This is a genomic window from Bacteroides sp. 41_26, assembly GCF_949740115.1.
GTDB classification, from domain to species: Bacteria; Bacteroidota; Bacteroidia; order Bacteroidales; family Bacteroidaceae; genus Bacteroides; species Bacteroides nordii.
Map to the genome: position 1 here is coordinate 40,879 of NZ_CATJGZ010000123.1, position 21,061 is coordinate 61,939.

Below are 21,061 nucleotides of genomic sequence, written 5' to 3' on the forward strand. Positions count from 1 at the left end.
TGGTAGTACTAATTTTACCCGGTAAAACTTAATAATTATGAGTAATAAACAAGACGAGATTAATTTTGCCCGCGTGGCAGACGCCATTGAGTATATTACCCGAAACTACCAGGAGCAGCCTTCGTTATTTGATATAGCGGAGGAGGCGAATGTAAGTATTTATCATTTTCAGCGGCTATTTACAGAATGGGTAGGAGTGAGTCCGAAGAAATTCCTGCAATATATCAGTGTAAATCGTGCTAAGAGAATCTTGAAAGAAGGGCAGGGAAGTATTTTTGATGCTGCTTTTGAAACCGGGCTTTCGGGGACGGGGCGATTGCACGAACTTTTTATTCATATTGAAGGAATGACTCCCGGAGAATATAAAGTTGGTGGCAGAGGATTGACCATAAACTATCGTTTTGCCAAAACTCTTTTTGGTGAAATATTAGTCGCATCTACTTCCAAAGGAGTATGTTATATGACTTTTTGTGACGATCGGGAACAGGCATTGGCAGAACTGGGACATCACTTTCCGTTCGCTACGTTCGAGAAGCATCCCGATGAATTTCAGGAACGTGCCCTTGCTGTTTTTTCTATGGACTGGACAAATCTCAATGAGGTAAAGCTACATTTGCGTGGTACGGAATTTCAATTGAAGGTTTGGGAGGCGTTACTGAAGATACCAATGGGAACATTGACCACCTATGGAGACATTGCTAACTATCTGGATAGTCCCGGTTCATCCCGTGCTGTAGGAACAGCAGTAGGAGACAATCCGGTAGCATTCTTAATTCCTTGTCACCGTGTCATTCGCTCTACCGGTGCCTTGGGAGGGTACCATTGGGGATTGACTCGCAAAACTGCTATGATAGGATGGGAAGCCGCTAAGATAGAAGAACAAAGAAATCGTCTAATGACTGATAACTAATATTCGTAGAAATCTTGTGAACTCAGGATTCTCGATTGTAAATATAAACATCTTATGAAGATAATAACTTATAATGTGAATGGCTTGCGTGCCGCAGTTTCAAAAGGTTTGCCTAAGTGGTTGGCACAAGAACAGCCGGATGTACTTTGTTTGCAGGAAACCAAATTGCAACCAGAACAATATCCCGGAGAAGCTTTTGAGGCATTGGGATATAAGGGCTATTTATATTCAGCACAAAAGAAAGGCTACAGTGGTGTAGCTATCCTTACCCGTCGTGAACCCGATCATGTGGAATATGGAATGGGAATCGAAGAGTATGATAATGAGGGACGTTTTATTCGTGCCGATTTTGGTGATTTATCAGTTGTGAGTGTATATCATCCTTCAGGGACGAGTGGTGATGAACGGCAGGCATTCAAAATGGTATGGCTGGAAGCTTTTCAGAAATATGTAACAGAATTGCAAAAGTCCCGTCCCAATTTGATTCTTTGCGGAGATTACAATATCTGTCATGAAGCGATAGATATCCATGATCCTGTCCGTAATGCTACGAATAGCGGTTTCTTACCAGAGGAACGGGAATGGATGACTCGCTTTCTTTCTGCTGGTTTTGTTGATTCTTTCCGCACATTGTATCCCGAAAAGCAAGAGTACACCTGGTGGAGTTATCGCTTCAATTCACGTGCAAAGAATAAAGGGTGGCGTATAGACTACTGTATGGTAAGTGAACCTGTACGCCCGATGCTGAAGAGTGCCTGTATATTGAATGAAGCGGTACACTCTGATCATTGTCCGATGGTGTTGGAAGTAAAGGACTGATTACATTAGAGTACACTAATGCTTAGTTTCCGACTGTCTCCTCCGTCACGAAACTCACACAGATAAATTCCCTGCCAGGTACCCAGGTTTAACTTGTGGTTCTTGATGGGGATTGTGACTGAACTGCCAATTAATGACGCTTTAATATGTGCACTCATATCGTCTGGTCCTTCCAGGGTATGAATGAAGTAAGGTGCTCCATCCGGAACCAACTTATTAAAGAAGGTCTGGAAGTCTTTACGGACATCCGGATCTGCATTTTCATTGATTGTAATTCCTGCTGAAGTATGTTTGATAAACACTACAAGCAATCCATTTTCGGGGAGCTCAGGTAAATGTGATACAATGTCACGGGTTATCAGATGAAAACCACGTGAGTAGTGTGGCAATTGTATATCAAAGGTTGTAGCCATTATATTACTGCATTTTAGTTATGCCTGCAAAGATACTTTTTTATACTTTTGCACAAATAAATAATAGAAACAAAAATGGAAGATAGAATACAACGTGCCGTTGAACTTTTCAAGAGCGGTTATAATTGTTCTCAGTCTGTAGTGGCTGCTTTTGCTGATATGTATGGATTTACCGAAGAACAGGCTTTTCGTATGTCAGCCTCTTTCGGAGGGGGAATTGGCCGTATGAGAGAAACTTGTGGTGCTGCTTGCGGTATGTTTCTGCTGGCCGGACTGGAAACAGGGGCAACTGACGGAGCCGATAAAGAAGGGAAAGCTGCTAATTATGCTTTGGTACAGGAACTTGCTGCTGAGTTCAGGAAAAGGAATGGTTCATTGAACTGTGGCGAACTATTAGGTTTGAAGAAGAAACCTCTTTTGTCATCAGTTCCTGAAGAAAGAACTGAGCAATATTATGCTAAACGTCCGTGTTCCAGGATGGTAGAAGAGGCTGCCCGAATTTGGGCAGAATATCTCGAAAAACATCTGAAATAGCTTTTAAAAAGCCGTTTTTATTACAGATTATGTAAAAAAATGCCTAATAAAGTGTTATATAACATAAATATAACTATATTTGCAGCTGAAATAAAACCTGAAAGCTGAGAGGCTGTAAGTTTTTACATCATGTTTAACTAAAATTTCTAAAGCAAATGTTGAAAGAAAAAGCAGGTGAAATTGCAGGTAAAATCTGGAATGCACTGGACGGTACAGAAGGTCTGACCGCTAAGCAAATCAAGAAAGTAACTAAGCTGGTAGACAAAGACTTGTTCTTGGGTCTTGGTTGGTTGCTAAGAGAAGACAAAGTTTCTACTCAGGAAATTGAAGGTGAACTTTTCATTAAATTGAACTAAGAGAGTAAATCACTTACCCATAAAAAATGCGTTGATACATTTCTGAATGTTATCAGCGCATTTTTTTATGTAGATGATTCGCAAAATTTTATTGTAAATAAAGGCAAATGATATGAATCTGGTACGGATTTTCTAACTTCCAGTATGGAGTATTTGATAAAATATCCAAATGGTAAATATTTAGAGTTAGTTCAAAAAAAAATAGAAGACTCGAATGAAAAGTTAAAAAAAACTTCTGTTTCTACTTTTATAAGTTCTATGGAAAAAAATAAAGTAACATTGCAAGATAAGAATTCTGAAGATATCCAAGAAAAAACTGCATCAAGAATAATAAGTCGAAATGATTTATGTCCATGTGGAAGCGGCAAGAAATATAAGAATTGTCATGGAAGATAGCCTTGTTTTAGTTGTCTTTTTGTTTTATTACAGTAGTACACTTAGTCCTTTGGAGTTATTAAAAAATAGCTTTTAAAACCTCATATTTTTCATTATCTTTGTGCCCAATAAAAGAGTTGTTATTTATTGTATATTGTCATTTGTTTTACGAATGTTTTACGAGAGTATCCTTCTTTTATCATAAAGTTCTTATTTATAATTAGATAGTTGTTTTAGAATGAAGAATATACGTAATTTTTGCATTATTGCTCATATTGACCACGGTAAATCAACGTTAGCAGATCGTCTGTTGGAATTCACCAACACCATACAGGTGACCGCAGGCCAGATGCTGGATGATATGGATCTGGAAAAGGAGAGAGGTATCACCATTAAGAGCCATGCCATACAGATGGAGTATACATATAAAGGCGAAAAGTATATTCTGAATTTAATTGATACTCCGGGACATGTGGACTTCTCGTATGAAGTTTCCCGTTCTATTGCTGCTTGTGAAGGTGCATTACTCATTGTAGATGCTTCGCAGGGAGTACAGGCGCAGACAATCTCGAATCTTTATATGGCCATTGAACATGATCTGGAAATTATTCCTGTCATTAATAAATGCGATATGGCAAGTGCCATGCCCGAAGAAGTAGAAGACGAAATCGTTGAGTTGCTGGGCTGTAAACGTGATGAAATCATACGTGCATCCGGAAAGACGGGTATGGGAGTAGAGGAAATACTCGCTGCTGTTATTGAGCGTATACCTCATCCGCAGGGAGATGATGAAGCACCGTTGCAGGCATTGATTTTTGACTCTGTATTTAATTCTTTCCGCGGAATCATTGCTTACTTCAAAATAGTAAACGGAGTGATTCGTTCCGGTGATAAGGTGAAATTTTTTAATACCGGAAAAGAATATGCAGCCGACGAAATCGGAGTTCTCAAGATGGATATGGTTCCGCGTAAGGAATTACGTACCGGAGATGTAGGATATATCATTTCGGGTATTAAGACTTCCAAAGAAGTAAAGGTAGGTGATACTATCACACATATTGCCCGTCCTTGTGACAGAGCAATTGATGGGTTTGAAGAAGTAAAACCAATGGTATTTGCCGGTGTATATCCTATTGAGGCCGAAGAGTTTGAAGACCTGCGTGCTTCTTTGGAGAAATTGCAGCTGAACGATGCTTCTCTTACTTTCCAGCCGGAATCTTCATTAGCTTTAGGCTTTGGATTCCGTTGCGGATTCCTGGGGCTGCTTCATATGGAGATTGTGCAGGAACGTCTTGATCGTGAGTTCGACATGAATGTGATTACTACCGTGCCAAACGTTTCTTATAATATCTACGACAAGCAGGGAAACATGACTGAGGTGCACAACCCTGGTGGTATGCCCGATCCTACAATGATAGATCGTATTGAAGAACCGTATATCAAGTCATCCATTATCACCACTACCGACTATATCGGTCCTATTATGACCCTTTGTTTGGGCAAACGCGGTGAGCTGATTAAGCAGGAATATATTTCCGGCAATCGTGTAGAAATATATTATAACATGCCTTTGGGTGAGATTGTGATCGATTTCTACGATCGACTGAAAAGTATTTCCAAAGGATATGCTTCTTTTGATTATCATCCGGATGGTTTCCGTCCGTCTAAGCTCGTAAAACTGGATATTTTGCTGAACGGAGAATCTGTTGATGCGCTTTCTACACTGACCCATTTTGATAATGCTTACGATATGGGGCGCCGTATGTGCGAGAAGTTGAAGGAACTGATTCCCAGACAGCAGTTTGAAATTGCTATCCAGGCAGCTATCGGTGCTAAGATTATAGCCCGCGAAACGATAAAAGCGGTTCGTAAGGATGTGACTGCAAAATGTTATGGTGGTGATATCAGCCGTAAACGTAAGTTGCTTGAAAAACAGAAAAAAGGAAAGAAACGTATGAAGCAGATCGGTAATGTAGAGGTGCCTCAGAAAGCCTTCCTTGCTGTACTGAAGCTTGATTAATTCTTTTTTATGATAGCTAAAAGAGGGTGTATCTTGAACAAATAGCGCTGCTAATAGTTTTAGATACACCAGGTAATCGCCATCTGTCCACAGAGCTTTCCCTGGCAATTACTTAAATACGTACAATACAAAATGAGAAAAGTTCTGTCTTTTTCGGTTTTCCTTATAATAGGTCTTTTCCTGTCCCAGTTCCTGCCTGTGCTTGTGGGAGAAGGATATGGTGTAGTGAAGACGATTTCCAATATACTGCTTTATATCTGTCTGGGTTTCATTATGATTAATGTAGGCAGGGAGTTTGAAGTCGATAAATCCCGTTGGAAAAGTTACACTGAAGATTATTTTATAGCAATGGCTACGGCTGCTGTGCCTTGGTTGCTGATTGCCCTCTATTATATATTTGTATTGCTTCCGCCGGAGTTTTGGAATAGTTGGGAAGCGTGGAAAGAGAACTTATTACTGAGCCGTTTTGCTGCTCCTACTTCTGCCGGTATCCTTTTTACTATGCTGGCTGCCATTGGGCTCAAAGCAAGTTGGATGTACAAAAAGATTCAGGTACTTGCCATTTTCGATGATCTTGATACCATTCTTTTGATGATTCCCCTTCAGATTATGATGATTGGCTTACGCTGGCAGCTGATCATTGTCGTTCTGATTGTATTTTTGTTACTGTTGTTTGGCTGGAGACAGTTGAGCAAATACAATTGGAGGCAGGACTGGAAAGCAATTTTATTTTATTCTACCCTTGTCTTTATTGCTACTCAATCTTTGTATCTGATCAGTAAAAGTCTGTATGGCGAAGAAGGAAGTATTCACATTGAAGTGTTGCTGCCTGCGTTTATATTAGGTATGATAATGAAGCACAAAGAGATAGATACCCCAATGGAACGCAAAGTTTCTACCGGCATTTCTTTCCTGTTTATGTTTCTGGTAGGTATGAGTATGCCTCATTTTATAGGTGTCAATTTTGCAGAGACTCAAACGGGAGAATATTCCGTTACCGGCTCACAGGAGATGATGCCGTGGGGAGTGATTGCTCTTCATGTGCTCATTGTTTCTTCATTATCGAATATCGGAAAGTTATTTCCCGTCTTTTTCTATCGGGATCGCAAATTCAGTGAGCGATTAGCTTTGTCTATTGGTATGTTTACCCGTGGTGAAGTAGGAGCAGGGGTTATTTTCATAGCTCTTGGTTACAATCTTGGTGGGCCTGCTTTGGCTATTTCGGTTCTCACAATCGTACTGAACTTAATATTAACCGGAATCTTTGTTCTCTGGGTAAAAAAACTAGCTTTGAGAAGCTATATGGAATAATAGAAATAATATTAAATCATATACTAACTAAAACACACATATTATGACTATCTTACGTTCAATGAGGAATTTCTCGGCTATGAATATTGTGGCGAGTATTTTGTTGTTTGTAACTGCCATAGCTGCTGCTATTATTGCTAATTCTCCGTTGGCTCCTGCCTATCAGGAGTTTCTTTCACATGAACTTCATTTTCGGATAGGAAGTTTCAACCTGCTTTCACATGGAGGTCAAAATCTGACTATGATTGAGTTTATTAACGATGGGTTGATGACTGTATTTTTTCTGTTAGTTGGGTTGGAGATAAAACGTGAATTATTGGTGGGAGAGTTGTCTTCTTTCCGTAAAGCAGTATTACCGTTTATTGCAGCCTGTGGTGGTATGCTGATTCCTGTTCTTATTTATTCGTTTATTTGTACCTCGTACACTCCGGAAGGACAGGGGCTTGCCATTCCGATGGCTACAGATATTGCTTTTTCATTGGGTGTGCTTAGCTTATTGGGGAAACGTGTCCCGTTAAGTCTGAAAATTTTTCTGACAGCTTTTGCCGTGGTCGATGATATTGGCGGTATTCTTGTTATTGCAGTCTTTTATAGTTCGCATGTGGCTTATGGATATCTGCTGGTAGCTGCTTTGCTTTTTGTACTACTTTATTTTATCGGTAAACATGGAGCAACCAATAAATTGTTCTTTTTGATTATTGGGGTTATTATCTGGTATCTTTTCTTGCAATCAGGTATTCATAGTACGATTGCCGGGGTACTGTTTGCCTTTATAATTCCGGCCAAACCTCAGTTGCATGTTGGTAAGTATATTGAGCGTATCCGCCGTATAATCAATACATTCCCGACTATGGAAGGAAACAGCATTGTTCTTACTAATGAGCAAATTGCCAAGCTGAAACAGGTAGAGTCTGCTTCCGACCGTGTAATTAGCCCTTTACAATCCTTGGAAGATAATCTTCATGGAGCAGTCAATTACATTATTCTACCATTGTTTGCTTTTGTAAATGCAGGAGTTGTGTTTAGTGGAGGGGGAGAAGTAATGGGCAAGGTCAGTATAGCAGTAGCTTTAGGTTTACTGTGTGGTAAGTTTTTGGGGATTTATTTCTTTACCTGGCTGGCTATTAAGAGCAGGCTGACACCTATGCCGGAAGGTATGAATTGGAAGAATATAGCAGGTGTTTCTTTGTTGGGTGGTATTGGTTTTACCGTGTCATTGTTCATTGCTAATCTTTCATTCGGCTCCACATATCCTATATTGTTGAATCAGGCTAAATTCGGAGTCCTTTCAGGTACGGTTTTGGCAGGTGCTTTAGGATATATTGTACTCTATCTGGTATTACCCAAGAAGAAATGACTATTTTTTGCGACTTTATTTGCTGTTGTAAATATTTGTGGATAGAAAAAGAAACAGAAATGAAAAAACTGAATATGTTAGTTGAGTAAGAAAAGTACACAAACCTGTGTTTTGCTAAATGGTTGATTATGAGATTGTTATAGGATGCTATTTTTACTCGTAGAAGATCGACCCGAAACACACCGAGGAACACTTCGTTGGTCGTAGAGAAACGAACCGTTTCTCTACGACCAATAATTTGATTTTTTATAAGAATTTACAAAAATAAGGCGGAAGAAGGGGGGAGGCTTTCTTTGTTGTAAGTAAAACTTATTTCTTTATGTTATTCGTCATCTCCTTCACTTTCATCGATAGGCAGAATTTTCTGACTTTCTTCATGTGGCAATTGTTCCACTTGCCGGAGCTTTCTTTCGATGGCACGGGTACGTTTTCCCATTACCTCTTCCAGCTGATCACCGGCATTTTGCAGATTCTTTTGTACTTTTTCAAGTAATCCGCCAAATTTGCTGAATTCTGTTTTTACCGCTCCCAGCACAGTCCATACTTCTCCCGTTCTTTTTTGAATGGCAAGTGTGCGGAAGCCCATTTGCAGGCTGTTTAGAATGGCACCCAGAGTGGTTGGTCCTGTAATTACGATTTTGTATTCCTTTTGCAGCATTTCTACTAAGGCTGTGCGGCGTATAACTTCTGCGTAAATGCTCTCGAAGGGCAGAAACAGGATGGCAAAGTCTGTTGTGTAAGGTGGGTCAACGTATTTATCATGAATGTCTTTTGCCATTTTTTTGATTGTATTCTCCAGTTGTTTCCCGGATGATTCTATCAGTGCGGTATCTCCTGCTTCAAAGGCATCATAGTATTGCTCGTAGACATCTTTTGGAAATTTCGCATCAATAGGAAGATATACCGTACTGTTAGCATCATCTTTACCCGGTAGCTTGATGGCGAACTCCACGAATTCAGTTCCGCTTTTCTTCGTTTTGACATTGGCATCATATTGTTCGGGACTCATCATTTGTTCCAGTAATGCTCCCAATTGTACTTCACCGAAAGTGCCCCGCATTTTTACATTGCTCAGCACTTTTTTCAGCCCTCCTACGTCTTGTGCCAGAGATTTCATTTCTCCCAATCCTTTCTGCACATTTTCGAGCTGTGACCGGACTATCTCAAAAGACTGCCCGATACGTTCGTTCAGCGTTTTCTGTAACTTTTCTTCTACCATGAGCCGCATGTCATCCAGACGCTTTTCTGTAGATTTTAGTAACATTTCCTGCTGACGTGCCATTGTATCAAACTTCTGTCTTTGCAGTTCTCCGGTGGTCATCATATTTTTGTGCAGTACATCCTGTACTTGTTGCATGCTTTGATTGAGGGCTTGTGTCATTTCCATGCGGAGTTCGCGTATGCTACGATTCAGCTCTTCACGGTTCTCCTGCATTTGCTGTCGCAAAGCAGTTTGCAGTTGCTCACTTTGTGCCTGCCCGTTATTTTTAGTCAGTATTAAAATGATGAGCCCAATCAGTAGTATGATAGTGACAATGAGTAAAATCAGTTCCATGAGTTAATACGTCAGTATTTCATTACCGGTTTCAGTTATCAGAATCATGTTTTCCCATTGTGCCGACGGCATTCCGTCGTCCGTACAGACAGTCCATCCGTCCGCGTCATCTATGAATACTTCGTATGTACCCATATTTATCATCGGTTCTATGGTAAATGTCATTCCCGGAACAATCATCATACCTGTACCCCGGCGGCCAAAGTGTTCCACATCCGGTTCCTCATGAAACTGCATACCTACTCCATGTCCGCAAAGATCACGTACTACACTATATCCGTTTTTCTCGGCATGTTCCTGGATAGCGGCACCTACATCGCCCAGTCGTGCCCAGGGTTGCGCAGCAGCAATGCCTATTTCCATACATTCTTTGGTGACTTGTACCAGCCGGCGCATCTCCGGATTTACATCTCCAATCATAAACATACGTGAGGCATCCGAGAAATATCCTTTATAGATAGTTGAAACATCTACATTAACAATATCTCCACTACTCAGAATTTCATTTTTACTTGGTATACCGTGACATACTACTTCGTTGATGCTCGTACATACACTTTTGGGGAATCCTTCATAATTGAGTGGGGCAGGGGTAGCACCGTGGCTGGTAGTGAAATCATATACCATACGGTCGATTTCTTCTGTAGACATGCCTTCACGAATGTTCTCGGAAATATAATCCAGCAGTGCAGTATTGATTTTAGCACTTTCGCGTATACCTTCCAATTGTTCCGGTGTACGGAGTACCTTTCGTGGAGGGAGTTTTATGCCTTGTTTTCTGTATTTTTGAATTTTATCTTCTATCTCGTCCGGGTAATTAGAAGGGGTGAACCGGAAGCCCTTGATGAACTTTTTCATTGTTTCTGTATATTTTATCTTTCAGTCAATGGTACAAAGGTAGAGAATTAATATTAGTAATTAATTGCTTTCGGTTGGATAAATAACGATCTTTATCGATTGAATGTATTTGCGGTTAGGTATTGTTTATAGAATTTGGAGATTGAAACTTTTGAATTTTAAATTAATAATCAGAGTTATATTGTTCTTCGGTTTGTTTATAAGTTATTAATGGGTTTGTCGATTCCCCAGACCTTGGAATAGAAATCGAATAAATCTCTCATATACATTGACTCTGCTATTCCCTTGTTAACCATTATAATTAATGTATCAGCAAAAAGCATCCTTCTGCTACAAAATTTTAGGATTAATCTTTTTCAATTATTTAATGATTTGTATATTGTAGCCGTTTTATAAAAACTTCATAAACACAAACCAGAATAATTAAAGAAGTAGTATGAATTTGAATAAATGTATTTTGAGGAAACAGTTACTGGTTTCCTTTTGTTGTGTGCCCATTTTATCTGTTAGTGCAACTATATTGCAGTTACCTACAAAGATGGAAGTCTTTCAGCAAATGGCTTTAGTGAACAACTATTACATGACCAACAATGCAATTTCCGCAGGAACTAACGATTGGGTAAAATCCGCTTATTTCACAGGATGTATGGAGTTTTATAAGGTTTATCAGGATCAGAAGTTACTTGATTATATGACCTTATGGGCCGAAAAAAATAAGTGGGCGTTGGGAGTAAATGCCGACAAGCATGGTGCTGACGGGCAAGTGTGTGGGCAAACTTACATTGATTTGTACCGGTTGGATAAAAATAAACAGGAGTATAAGATACAGGCCATTAAAGAGTGTGTGGATAATTTGATTGCTAATCCGCAGGAATCTATTGACGATTGGTGGTGGGTAGATTCTTATTTTATGGCGATGCCTCTTTTCTCGAAACTGGGAGATTTGTATAAAGATAACGTTTATTTTGAACGGATGCATGCTATGCATACCTATTCAAAAGCGCGTTGGAAACTTTATGATGAAACAGACCACATTTGGTTTCGTGATAGTACGCAGGTACCTGCCAAGAGCCTGAGTCCTAATAAGAAGAAAGTCTGCTGGTCTCGTGGAAATGGTTGGGCGGTTGCTGCTTGTGTTCGTGTCTTGAATGACCTGCCTGCCGATCATTCTTATAGGGTGGAATATGTTCAGTTGCTGACGGAAATGGCAGCAACTTTAAAAGCCTGTCAGCGTGAAGATGGCTTCTGGAATAGAAATCTGTCCGATCCGGAACATCTTGCTGGTCCGGAAACAAGCGGTACAGCCCTTTTTGTATATGGCTTATCCTGGGGAATAAATCACGGAGTACTCGATAGAGAGCTTTATCTGCCTGTGGTTCTCAAAGCGTGGAATGGAATGACTACGATTGCGGTTCATAAAAACGGACTTTTAGGATATGTTCAAGGACCAGGTTTCAAGCCGGAGTCAAACTATCCCTTAAATGCTGAATCGACCTGGGACTATGGAGTCGGAGCTTTCCTGTTGGCCGGAAGTGAAGTTGTAAAACTGGCCGAAGGTGAAATGCCGGAAGTAGGTGATTTACCGGAATCGCCTGTCGAGGCAGTGAACATAAACGTGACAGCAAGTACTTATGAAACCGGTACGACAAATACCCCGGAAAAGACTTTGGATCGGGATTTCAATACACGTTGGTCGGCCGAAGGTGAACAATGGATTAAGTACGATTTACTATCAGAAGAAACTATAGCAACGGTTGATATTGCATTTTGGGATGGGCATAAGCGCAAGTTTAACTTTTCAATAGAGCTTTCGACGGATGATGAAAACTGGACAGAAGTTTTTAATGGCCAATCCGGAGGAAATACGGATCGTTGGGAGACGTTTTACATAGGTCCTTGTAAAGCCCGCTATGTCAGAATAAGCGGAAAGGGAAATACTAAAAATAAATGGAACAGTATTTTAGAGACTCGTATTAATATCATAGACGTGCCAACGGATATCAATAGGATCGAAAATCAAACAGCTGTGACGATATATCCGAATCCGGCTTCAGATGTCTTGAATATTGAAGGTACTGATGATGGTGAGACGATTTGTATATACAATGCTTTGGGAGTCAAGGTTACAGAAACATGGAACCGGACAATTGATATATCTTCTTTTTCAACCGGGATTTATTTTGTGAAAGTTCAGAATGCGGTCTTTAAGGTTATCAAACAATGATTTTGATACTTGCTATGTTGCGTATCATGTTGTGAACGCCTTAAAAACCGGTTCGATTTTCTGTATTTCCGATTCAAATCCAAACCAATAACCGGCTTGTCCCTCCTGATTTATTGGCAAAAAGCACAAACGCAGTGTTTCTTTGTATTTGCCATAGATGGTTGTCCATGTTTCAGGAGGAACCTGCCGCTTGGTTTTGACTTTTTCAGCCGGAAGTTTCTTTAACGACATACCCGCCTCTATCCAGGCAATACTTACTTGTGTCTGATAGTCAGTATAGTACTTTTTACAGAATTCATACAGAATCAATCCTCTTTTCTCCAGGCTCAGCGGTTGGTCTATCAGCCCTATCTCTATCAGATGATTTAAAAGATCGTGTAGAAATGTTTGGTTTTCCAGAATCAATTTTCGCGTGATAGACTGCCAGGCAGGAGTGTTATAGAAACCATCTAATAATCGTGAGAGGTAGCGGGCTGTTTGTAGCTCATCTACACTGATTTCCCTGGTTTGCAACACTTCGTAAGGTGGGAGTGGAGCATATTGAATCCCTAATTCTTCCGCTCTTCTCCGCATTTCTGTACCGGGAAGCAACTTTAACGATTCCAATTGTATTTCTCCTGCTCCATATTCGGCAAGGGTTCGTATGTCTTCGAATATTTCGGAGAGATGATACAGCGGTAGTCCGGCAATAAGATCGGCATGAGTCTCCATATTGGGCAGTGTACATAGGTATTTCAGTCCATTCAGTGCGTCGGATAAGCGTCCCATCCGTCGGCTTTGTTCCAGTACAGGCTCACGCAAACTCTGAATACCGGCTTCCAGATGGAGCAAACCTTTGGGAAGCTTGGCAAGTTCCTGTTTCAGCTCTTCGGAGAGCAAGGCCGGGTGTATCTCAAGATGAAAGCAGATATCAGGAGAAAATTCGAGAAACAGATTGAGTAGTTCTTTGGCCCGTTTGTTATTGTAATTGAAGGTACGGTCAAGTACACGAATGTTTTTGATACCATGTCGGTGGATCTCTTTTAAGCGTTCACGGATGACCTCTATAGAGAGTGTCCGTACCGGTTTTTCTCCACCACTTACACAGAAGGCGCACGTGTTGAAGCAGCCTCGTGTTGTTTCAAGTTGTACAAATGGTTTACTCCAGTTGAAGAAGCGACTTTGTTCAGGCGAAATGAGATTGGCGAATTCCATAACGCGGGCAATGCCATTGTCGCGATATCCTCCTTCTTTATCAAGGTAGCACAATCCGGCAATGGCATTCCAGTTTTCCGGTTGGTTCCAACACTCAAGCCACTGTGGGAATACCTCTTCACCTTCTCCACGAAACACACAACTGACAAATGGATTCTTGCGCAGAAACGCTTCATTGTCTCCCAAAAACTCAGGTCCTCCCATAACTACACAACATTGCGGAAGCAACGCTTTAGCTCTTGAAACAATATGTAACAACTGCTCGTGATTGAACAGCCAATTGGTAGCGGCAATGATATCCGGTTGGTGATAATAGATACTGTTTGCCACCATACCTGCATTTTCATTGATAGTAGCTGATACGATTTCCCATTCGATGGAGTTATCTGTTGCAATCTGAGCATGCAGTGCCGGTAACGCCAAAGAGGAGTGGGCATAAGAGCTATTTAAGTCGAGCCAAAGAATTTTCATGCAAGAATTTTAACGTTTATGGCCGCAAAGGTATAAAAAAGCAGGCTTTATTCACACATCGTTGATTAAAAACGCTATATTTGTCGTCATATATTAACTATAAGTCATAAGAATATGAGAAAATTAAACTATGCACGATTTATATTGTTATTAGTATTGACACTTGGTTTAAATGCTTGTGGTGGTGACGATGTTTACTACACAGATGATTATTTGCGTAATAGTGATGAAAAGTTGTGTGGAAAAACGTGGTCGGAAAATTATACAGAAGATAATATGAAGTGTGTCCATCAGCTGAAATTTACGAAAGATAGGAGCGGACAAGAGATATTCAACTATTATCGTGTCGGCGAATCACGTCCTGCACGTACTGAAAGTTATAATTTTGATTGGGAATGGATAGATCAGGAAATGGAAGGGTTGAAACTGGATCGTGGTGCCGGAGAGATTCACTATTTTGATAATGTCTGGGTACGTCAGAACTATCTTTCTGGTAAATTGGATGGTATAGAAGTGACATTTGTAAAAGAATAAAATAACGAATATGAAAATATTGAATCCTATAAAGTTGCTGTTGGTATTGACCATGCTGGCTGTTGGCTTTTCTTCTTGTGAAGAAGATGATGAAACCTCTATGATTATCTCATTGGGCGTACGTGGGTCGGTAATTTAGGCTTTGCCGTAGGACCTTATGATGTGGAAAGTGGTGTCACTTTCAAAGGGAATGATTATGCCATAGATGAGCAATACTATTATGGAGATGGCGGAAGGGCGGCTACCCTGAATCTGCGTTGGTGGATAGATATGGGAACGTTATATCTGGATTATGGTTCGGATTATCCTCTGTTGGAAATCAGAGGAGTGTATGTTACCGGACGTTTCCTTTATGGTGAGCTTTATGCAGATGGAGATTATGAATTCGGCGTCACGTTGGAAGCAAACTAAGTTAAGCCTTATTGTAACCCTTTGATTTTTTGTTTGCAAACTTAGTATTTTAACGGTGATTTAAAATGCATATTAACAGTGTGTTAAGTACGTACTTTTGTGTCCTAAAAGTACGTACTTTTTTATTGTCTGATTTTCAGTTGCTTCTGGGTGTTTTTGATATGTTTTCCAGGTGGGGATCAGAAGAAGAGGTCTTTCTTTTTTCAGCTTTACTATACTTTGTCTGAAAATGGCTGTATTTATAAAAGGGGTAACTCTTTCTGAGCCCCCCCTTTTATAAATATCAAATACTAATTTACAATATACGATTATTGCTTTAGAAACAACTTTTTGAAATTAGGCGGATACGGCGTCTCAAACTCCATTAGTTCGTTTGTCACCGGATGATAGAAACAAAGTTTGAAAGCATGCAGAGCCAATCGGCCAATAGGGTTGGGAACACCTTCGCCACCATATCTTCCGTCACCGATAATAGGATGTCCCAAGTCTTGCATATGTACACGAATCTGATTCTTACGTCCTGTTTCCAGATCGAGTTCCATCAATGAGTATCCATTGGCACGTTTGATGGTGTGATAATGTGTGATTGATTTAGAGCCACCATCATCGTACTGACTGGAGCTTACGTATAGTGTACGGTCTGTTAACCAGGAGGTTACTGTGCCGTGATCCTTCTCCATTTCGCCTTCCACAACTGCTACATAGCGACGGTCTGTAACAATATCATGCCAGTATTCGCGCAAAGTATGCTGGGTCTTTTCGTCTTTAGCAAACATCATTATGCCTGATGTATCGCGGTCCAGACGATGTACTACATATACGCGGTGGTGTTTGCCCGAGCGTTGTACATATTCATTCAGGATGGTATAGGCTGTGCGTTCTTTCTGGCGTTCGGTATTCACAGAAAGTAACCCTTCCTTTTTCTCTATTACAATGATAAAGGCATCTTCGTACACAATCTTCAGCAGGCGGTTATTGAATTCTTTCCGGCCTTTATCTTTGCTGATCTGTATTTTCATGCCTGGCTTTAAAGCAAAGTCAAACTGAGTGGTTATTACATTGTCTACATAAACCACACGTTTGCTTAATAATGATTTCAGCTTTGTGCGGCTGGCATCCGGCATTTTAGCGGCGAGGAATTCCATGAGTTCCATTGGTTCCTTCACCAGATAACCGGTATATTGCGCCCGGGCTTTCTCAGCCGGGGTTCTTCTGGGTCTTTTTTCTTTAGCCATTTTTTCTCTTTTATCTGAGTTCAAGCAATACTACGTTTTCTACATGGTGCGTATGTGGGAACATATCGACCGGTTGCACGGCTGTCACCTTATATTTCACATCAAGCAGCTGTAAGTCGCGTGCTTGGGTGCCCGGATTACAACTAACGTATACAATCCGTTTGGGTTCGGCAAACAAGATAACATCTACCACATCCTGATGCATTCCGGCACGGGGAGGATCGGTTATAATCACATCCGGACGTCCGTATTCGTTGATGAAATCCTGCGTCAGCATATCTTTCATGTCTCCTGCAAAGAACAGTGCATTATGGATGTCATTGATTTCTGCATTTACTTTTGCATCTTCAATGGCTTCGGGCACATATTCGATACCGATTACCTGGCGGGCCTGACGTGATACGAAGTTAGCGATGGTTCCCGTACCTGTATAAAGGTCATAGACCAGTTCGTTTCCGGTCAGGCCGGCAAAGTTACGGGCTATCTTATATAAATTGTATGCTTGCTCCGAGTTTGTCTGGTAGAATGATTTCGGACCTACTTTGAAGCGCAGTCCTTCCATCTCTTCAAACATATGATCGTTGCCTTTGAATACATGTACGTCCAGATCATTGATAGTATCGTTACACTTATTATTAATAATGTATAGGAGGGAAGTTATTTCGGGAAATGTATCTGCTACGTATTGCAACAGTTGCTTGAAAAGTTTCATTTCGCCCTCTTCTACAATCTTGCAGATGATAATTACCATCAATTCTCCTGTAGATGATGTGCGGACAATCATGTTGCGAAGCATGCCTTCCTGAGAACGCAGGTTGATGAATGAGTAATTGTGTTCGTAGGCGTAATCGCGTACTGCATTACGGATACGATTGGATATATCATCCTGCAACCAGCATTTTTCTATTGCCAATACTTTATCAAATGCTCCGGGGATGTGGAAACCTACAGCATTCATCTGATCGTATTTCACATCTTGTTTCACTTCTTCGTTGGTGAGCCAGCGCTTGTTGGAGAAAGTGAACTCCAGTTTGTTCCGGTAGAATTCGGTTTTGGCAGAACCCAGGATAGGAGATACCTCCGGCAGTTCTATTTTTCCAATACGTCTCAGATTATCTTCTACTTGTTTCTGCTTGAATTTTATTTGCTCTGCATAAGGCAACACTTGCCACTTACAACCGCCGCATACACCATAGTGCTGGCAGAAAGGAACGGCACGTATCGGAGAGAGTTCGTGAAACTTCACTGCTTCTGCTTCGGCATATTTATTCTTTTTACGTTTGATCTGTAGATCTACCACATCGCCCGGTACTACGTAAGGAACAAAAATCACCAGGTCGTCTACTTTTGTTATGGCTTTTCCTTCGGCAGCCACATCCGTAATTGTTACCTTCTCCAGTAGGGGAAGCTCTTTTCTCTTTCTTGCCACTTTTACACCAATCTAATAAATTATTTCGCAAAAATAGGCATTTTTTCGGGATTTATCTCTATCCTTTGAAATAATAAAGATTGCAATGTCGAAATTGCATTTTAGCAGAAACTTTTTTCGCTAAAAGTTTTTTGGTTTACGAAATATACTTAGATTTGCGAACAGAAAAACCCAATAGACAACTTTAAATACATATTATGGACAAAAAAAGAGTTTATACCTTTGGTAATGGTCAGGCAGAAGGCAAGGCCGACATGAAGAATTTATTAGGTGGCAAAGGTGCCAATCTTGCAGAAATGAACCTTATCGGGGTTCCTGTTCCTCCCGGATTTACTATCACAACAGACGTTTGTACCGAATATTATGAACTGGGACAAGATAAAGTCGTAGCTCTCCTGAAAAATGAAGTAGAAAAAGCGATTGAGAATATTGAAGTCTTGATGAAGTCGAAGTTCGGCGATATTGAGAACCCTTTGCTGGTTTCCGTTCGTTCCGGAGCACGTGCTTCTATGCCGGGTATGATGGATACGATCCTTAACCTGGGATTGAATGACGAAGTTGTGGAAGGATTGACCCGTAAGACTGGTAATGCCCGTTTTGCATGGGATTCTTATCGCCGTTTCGTACAGATGTACGGTGATGTGGTGTTGGGTATGAAACCTGTGAACAAGGAAGACGTGGATCCGTTTGAGGCTATCATCGAAGACGTGAAACATGCAAAAGGAGTGAAGCTGGACAATGAACTTGAAGTGGCGGATCTTAAAGAACTTGTAAAACGTTTCAAAGCTGCTGTAAAAGAACAGACCGGAAAAGATTTCCCGACTTGTGCCTACGAACAACTTTGGGGTGCCGTATGTGCAGTATTTAACTCATGGATGAACGAACGTGCTATCCTTTACCGTAAGATGGAAGGAATTCCTGATGAATGGGGTACAGCTGTCAGTGTACAGGCTATGGTGTTCGGTAATATGGGTGAAACTTCTGCTACAGGTGTTTGCTTCTCACGTGATGCTGCTACCGGTGAAGATCTCTTCAATGGTGAGTATTTGATTAATGCACAAGGTGAAGACGTTGTAGCAGGTATTCGTACTCCGCAACAAATTACTAAGATTGGTTCTCAACGCTGGGCCGTACTGGCTGGTGTGACCGAAGATATTCGTGCTGCTAAATTCCCTTCAATGGAAGAGGCAATGCCCGAAATTTATAAGCAACTGGATGCGTTGCAGACTAAACTGGAAAATCATTACCGCGATATGCAGGACATGGAGTTCACTGTACAGGAAGGCAAGTTGTGGTTCCTGCAGACTCGTAACGGTAAACGTACCGGTGCGGCTATGGTGAAAATTGCTATGGACTTGCTCCATCAGGGAATGATTGACGAGAAAACAGCTTTGATGCGTGTTGAACCCAATAAACTGGATGAACTTCTTCACCCTGTATTCGATAAAAATGCTTTGAAACAAGCGAAGGTATTGACTCGTGGTTTGCCGGCTTCTCCGGGAGCTGCAACCGGACAGATCGTTTTCTTTGCTGATGATGCTGCCGAATGGGCTGCAGGAGGTAAGAAAGTGGTTATGGTGCGTGTTGAGACTTCTCCTGAAGACCTTGCAGGTATGGCTGTGGCACAGGGTATTCTTACTGCACGTGGTGGTATGACTTCACATGCTGCTGTTGTGGCTCGTGGTATGGGTAAATGTTGTGTTTCCGGTGCAGGCGCATTAAATATTGACTATAAAGCACGTACGGTTGAAGTAGATGGTGTTTTGCTGAAAGAAGGTGATTACATTTCATTGAATGGTAGTACGGGTGAAGTTTATCAGGGTAAGGTAGAAACCAAAGCTGCTGAGCTTTCCGGTGACTTTGCCGAATTGATGGCATTGGCCGATAAATATACAAAACTTCAGGTGCGTACCAATGCCGATACTCCGCATGATGCGAGAGTAGCCCGTGATTTTGGTGCTGTTGGTATTGGGCTTTGCCGTACGGAGCATATGTTCTTTGAAGGAGAAAAGATTAAGGCAATGCGTGAAATGATTCTGGCAGAAGATGCCGAAGGACGTCGCAAGGCATTGGCTAAAATCCTTCCGTACCAGCAGGCTGACTTTAAAGGGATATTCCAGGCTATGGAAGGTTGTCCGGTGACTGTGCGTCTGCTTGATCCTCCTTTGCATGAGTTTGTACCGCATGATTTGAAAGGACAGCAGGAAATGGCAGATACAATGGGTGTAAGCCTGCAATATATTCAACAGCGTGTAGAATCACTTTGTGAGCACAATCCGATGTTGGGTCACCGTGGTTGCCGTTTGGGAAATACATATCCTGAAATTACTCAGATGCAGACACGTGCTATTCTGGGTGCTGCACTTGAATTGAAGAAAGAGGGTGTTGAAACACATCCCGAAATCATGGTGCCTCTGACCGGTATCCTGTATGAGTTTAAGCAACAGGAAGACGTGATTCGTGCGGAAGCTGAAAAACTGTTTGCTGAAGTAGGTGATCGTATCGACTTCAAGGTAGGTACAATGATTGAAATTCCACGTGCTGCCCTGACTGCCGACCGTATCGCTTCTTCTGCCGAATTCTTCTCATTCGGTACAAATGACCTGACTCAGATGACCTTTGGTTATTCTCGTGATGATATCGCTTCCTTCCTTCCGGTCTATCTGGAAAAGAAGATTCTGAAAGTAGACCCATTCCAAGTACTCGATCAGAAGGGTGTAGGCCAATTGGTACGTATGGCAACAGAAAAAGGTCGTGCTGTTCGTCCGGACTTGAAATGTGGTATTTGCGGTGAACATGGTGGTGAACCATCTTCTGTGAAATTCTGCCATAGAGTAGGATTGAACTATGTAAGCTGTTCTCCGTTCAGAGTACCCATTGCAAGACTTGCAGCGGCGCAGGCGGCGATAGAAGATTGATAATTAGTACTGTATATTAATTTTAAGAGAGGGAAGCCATTCAAAAAGGTTTCCCTCTTTTATTTGCCTTGTTTGGGTATTTTATAAAAAACTAACTAAAAAATTGTATAATAAGAACTCTTGTTATACCTTTGCGC

General features: G+C 41.1%; 17 protein-coding genes and 1 pseudogene. 12 read left to right on the forward strand and 6 right to left on the reverse strand.

Translation table 11 applies throughout. The features are described from left to right. The first annotated feature begins 37 nt into the window (after window positions 1-37). Both QX565_RS18260 and QX565_RS18265 read left to right on the forward strand, forming a co-directional pair. A complete protein-coding gene (locus QX565_RS18260) occupies window positions 38-910 on the forward strand; it encodes a methylated-DNA--[protein]-cysteine S-methyltransferase (protein WP_221650169.1) in 873 nt (290 codons plus the stop codon). Window positions 911-964: 54 nt separating this feature from the next. Further along, complete coding sequence (locus QX565_RS18265; protein ID WP_289293830.1) at window positions 965-1,729, forward strand: exodeoxyribonuclease III; 765 nt, start codon at window positions 965-967, stop codon at window positions 1,727-1,729. Between the two features lie 5 nt (window positions 1,730-1,734). On the opposite strand, the gene QX565_RS18270 is transcribed toward QX565_RS18265, so the two are convergent. Next, window positions 1,735-2,142, reverse strand: a complete 408-nt coding sequence (locus QX565_RS18270) for a secondary thiamine-phosphate synthase enzyme YjbQ (protein WP_221650171.1) — start codon at window positions 2,140-2,142, stop codon at window positions 1,735-1,737. A 75-nt stretch (window positions 2,143-2,217) separates the two neighbouring features. Here QX565_RS18270 and QX565_RS18275 point away from each other — a divergent pair, with 75 nt between their 5' ends. The 6 genes from QX565_RS18275 (at window position 2,218) to nhaA (ending at window position 8,095) form a co-directional block, all read left to right on the forward strand. Continuing rightward, complete coding sequence (locus QX565_RS18275) at window positions 2,218-2,676, forward strand: C-GCAxxG-C-C family protein (RefSeq protein ID WP_221650172.1); 459 nt, start codon at window positions 2,218-2,220, stop codon at window positions 2,674-2,676. Window positions 2,677-2,831: 155 nt separating this feature from the next. Next, a complete protein-coding gene (locus QX565_RS18280; RefSeq protein ID WP_195350289.1) occupies window positions 2,832-3,032 on the forward strand; it encodes a winged helix-turn-helix domain-containing protein in 201 nt (66 codons plus the stop codon). 144 nt (window positions 3,033-3,176) lie between these two features. Next, window positions 3,177-3,428, forward strand: coding sequence for an SEC-C metal-binding domain-containing protein (locus QX565_RS18285; RefSeq protein WP_289293833.1), 252 nt, complete (start codon window positions 3,177-3,179; stop codon window positions 3,426-3,428). A 217-nt stretch (window positions 3,429-3,645) separates the two neighbouring features. Next, complete coding sequence (gene lepA / locus QX565_RS18290) at window positions 3,646-5,427, forward strand: translation elongation factor 4 (RefSeq protein ID WP_007485882.1); 1,782 nt, start codon at window positions 3,646-3,648, stop codon at window positions 5,425-5,427. 132 nt (window positions 5,428-5,559) lie between these two features. Beyond that, window positions 5,560-6,738 carry a cation:proton antiporter gene (locus QX565_RS18295; protein WP_289293835.1) on the forward strand — a complete coding sequence of 393 codons (1,179 nt, stop codon included), beginning with the start codon at window positions 5,560-5,562 and terminating at the stop codon, window positions 6,736-6,738. 43 nt (window positions 6,739-6,781) lie between these two features. Beyond that, window positions 6,782-8,095, forward strand: coding sequence for a Na+/H+ antiporter NhaA (gene nhaA, locus QX565_RS18300; protein ID WP_289293837.1), 1,314 nt, complete (start codon window positions 6,782-6,784; stop codon window positions 8,093-8,095). A 322-nt stretch (window positions 8,096-8,417) separates the two neighbouring features. Here the strand turns inward: nhaA and QX565_RS18305 are convergent, their stop codons facing one another. Further along, window positions 8,418-9,650 (reverse strand): DNA recombination protein RmuC, encoded by a 1,233-nt coding sequence (locus QX565_RS18305; RefSeq protein WP_221650176.1) that lies wholly within the window; start codon window positions 9,648-9,650, stop codon window positions 8,418-8,420. A gap of 3 nt (window positions 9,651-9,653) precedes the next feature. Then, entirely contained in the window at window positions 9,654-10,508 is an 855-nt protein-coding gene (gene map, locus QX565_RS18310; protein WP_221650177.1) for a type I methionyl aminopeptidase, read from the reverse strand. Between the two features lie 436 nt (window positions 10,509-10,944). Here map and QX565_RS18315 point away from each other — a divergent pair, with 436 nt between their 5' ends. Continuing rightward, a complete protein-coding gene (locus QX565_RS18315; RefSeq protein ID WP_289293839.1) occupies window positions 10,945-12,732 on the forward strand; it encodes a glycoside hydrolase family 88 protein in 1,788 nt (595 codons plus the stop codon). 24 nt (window positions 12,733-12,756) lie between these two features. On the opposite strand, the gene QX565_RS18320 is transcribed toward QX565_RS18315, so the two are convergent. Continuing rightward, a complete protein-coding gene (locus QX565_RS18320) occupies window positions 12,757-14,397 on the reverse strand; it encodes a B12-binding domain-containing radical SAM protein (RefSeq protein WP_289293841.1) in 1,641 nt (546 codons plus the stop codon). A gap of 114 nt (window positions 14,398-14,511) precedes the next feature. Between QX565_RS18320 and QX565_RS18325 the strand changes: the two genes are divergently transcribed. Both QX565_RS18325 and QX565_RS20665 read left to right on the forward strand, forming a co-directional pair. Next, a complete protein-coding gene (locus QX565_RS18325) occupies window positions 14,512-14,931 on the forward strand; it encodes a hypothetical protein (protein ID WP_002559847.1) in 420 nt (139 codons plus the stop codon). 10 nt (window positions 14,932-14,941) lie between these two features. Continuing rightward, a pseudogene (locus QX565_RS20665) lies at window positions 14,942-15,342 on the forward strand (hypothetical protein). A 308-nt stretch (window positions 15,343-15,650) separates the two neighbouring features. Here QX565_RS20665 and QX565_RS18340 read toward each other — a convergent pair. Then, on the reverse strand, window positions 15,651-16,577 hold the full coding sequence (locus QX565_RS18340; RefSeq protein WP_221650181.1) for an RluA family pseudouridine synthase: 927 nt from the start codon (window positions 16,575-16,577) through the stop codon (window positions 15,651-15,653). Between the two features lie 10 nt (window positions 16,578-16,587). Further along, window positions 16,588-18,006 carry a 23S rRNA (uracil(1939)-C(5))-methyltransferase RlmD gene (gene rlmD, locus QX565_RS18345; RefSeq protein ID WP_289293845.1) on the reverse strand — a complete coding sequence of 473 codons (1,419 nt, stop codon included), beginning with the start codon at window positions 18,004-18,006 and terminating at the stop codon, window positions 16,588-16,590. A 197-nt stretch (window positions 18,007-18,203) separates the two neighbouring features. Here rlmD and ppdK point away from each other — a divergent pair, with 197 nt between their 5' ends. Then, entirely contained in the window at window positions 18,204-20,924 is a 2,721-nt protein-coding gene (ppdK, locus tag QX565_RS18350; RefSeq protein ID WP_289293846.1) for a pyruvate, phosphate dikinase, read from the forward strand. Window positions 20,925-21,061: the final 137 nt, after the last annotated feature.

What these genes read in the sequence shown, in the direction of transcription:
- QX565_RS18340 (WP_221650181.1), bottom strand. Translation starts at nt 16,577, where the DNA reads ATGGCTAAAGAAAAAAGACCCAGAAGAACCCCGGCTGAGAAAGCCCGG.
- nhaA (WP_289293837.1), top strand. Translation starts at nt 6,782, where the DNA reads ATGACTATCTTACGTTCAATGAGGAATTTCTCGGCTATGAATATTGTG.
- QX565_RS18285 (WP_289293833.1), top strand. Translation starts at nt 3,177, where the DNA reads ATGGAGTATTTGATAAAATATCCAAATGGTAAATATTTAGAGTTAGTT.
- QX565_RS18305 (WP_221650176.1), bottom strand. Translation starts at nt 9,650, where the DNA reads ATGGAACTGATTTTACTCATTGTCACTATCATACTACTGATTGGGCTC.
- QX565_RS18280 (WP_195350289.1), top strand. Translation starts at nt 2,832, where the DNA reads ATGTTGAAAGAAAAAGCAGGTGAAATTGCAGGTAAAATCTGGAATGCA.
- lepA (WP_007485882.1), top strand. Translation starts at nt 3,646, where the DNA reads ATGAAGAATATACGTAATTTTTGCATTATTGCTCATATTGACCACGGT.
- QX565_RS18270 (WP_221650171.1), bottom strand. Translation starts at nt 2,142, where the DNA reads ATGGCTACAACCTTTGATATACAATTGCCACACTACTCACGTGGTTTT.
- QX565_RS18295 (WP_289293835.1), top strand. Translation starts at nt 5,560, where the DNA reads ATGAGAAAAGTTCTGTCTTTTTCGGTTTTCCTTATAATAGGTCTTTTC.
- QX565_RS18260 (WP_221650169.1), top strand. Translation starts at nt 38, where the DNA reads ATGAGTAATAAACAAGACGAGATTAATTTTGCCCGCGTGGCAGACGCC.
- QX565_RS18315 (WP_289293839.1), top strand. Translation starts at nt 10,945, where the DNA reads ATGAATTTGAATAAATGTATTTTGAGGAAACAGTTACTGGTTTCCTTT.
- QX565_RS18325 (WP_002559847.1), top strand. Translation starts at nt 14,512, where the DNA reads ATGAGAAAATTAAACTATGCACGATTTATATTGTTATTAGTATTGACA.
- QX565_RS18275 (WP_221650172.1), top strand. Translation starts at nt 2,218, where the DNA reads ATGGAAGATAGAATACAACGTGCCGTTGAACTTTTCAAGAGCGGTTAT.
- map (WP_221650177.1), bottom strand. Translation starts at nt 10,508, where the DNA reads ATGAAAAAGTTCATCAAGGGCTTCCGGTTCACCCCTTCTAATTACCCG.
- ppdK (WP_289293846.1), top strand. Translation starts at nt 18,204, where the DNA reads ATGGACAAAAAAAGAGTTTATACCTTTGGTAATGGTCAGGCAGAAGGC.
- QX565_RS18320 (WP_289293841.1), bottom strand. Translation starts at nt 14,397, where the DNA reads ATGAAAATTCTTTGGCTCGACTTAAATAGCTCTTATGCCCACTCCTCT.
- QX565_RS18265 (WP_289293830.1), top strand. Translation starts at nt 965, where the DNA reads ATGAAGATAATAACTTATAATGTGAATGGCTTGCGTGCCGCAGTTTCA.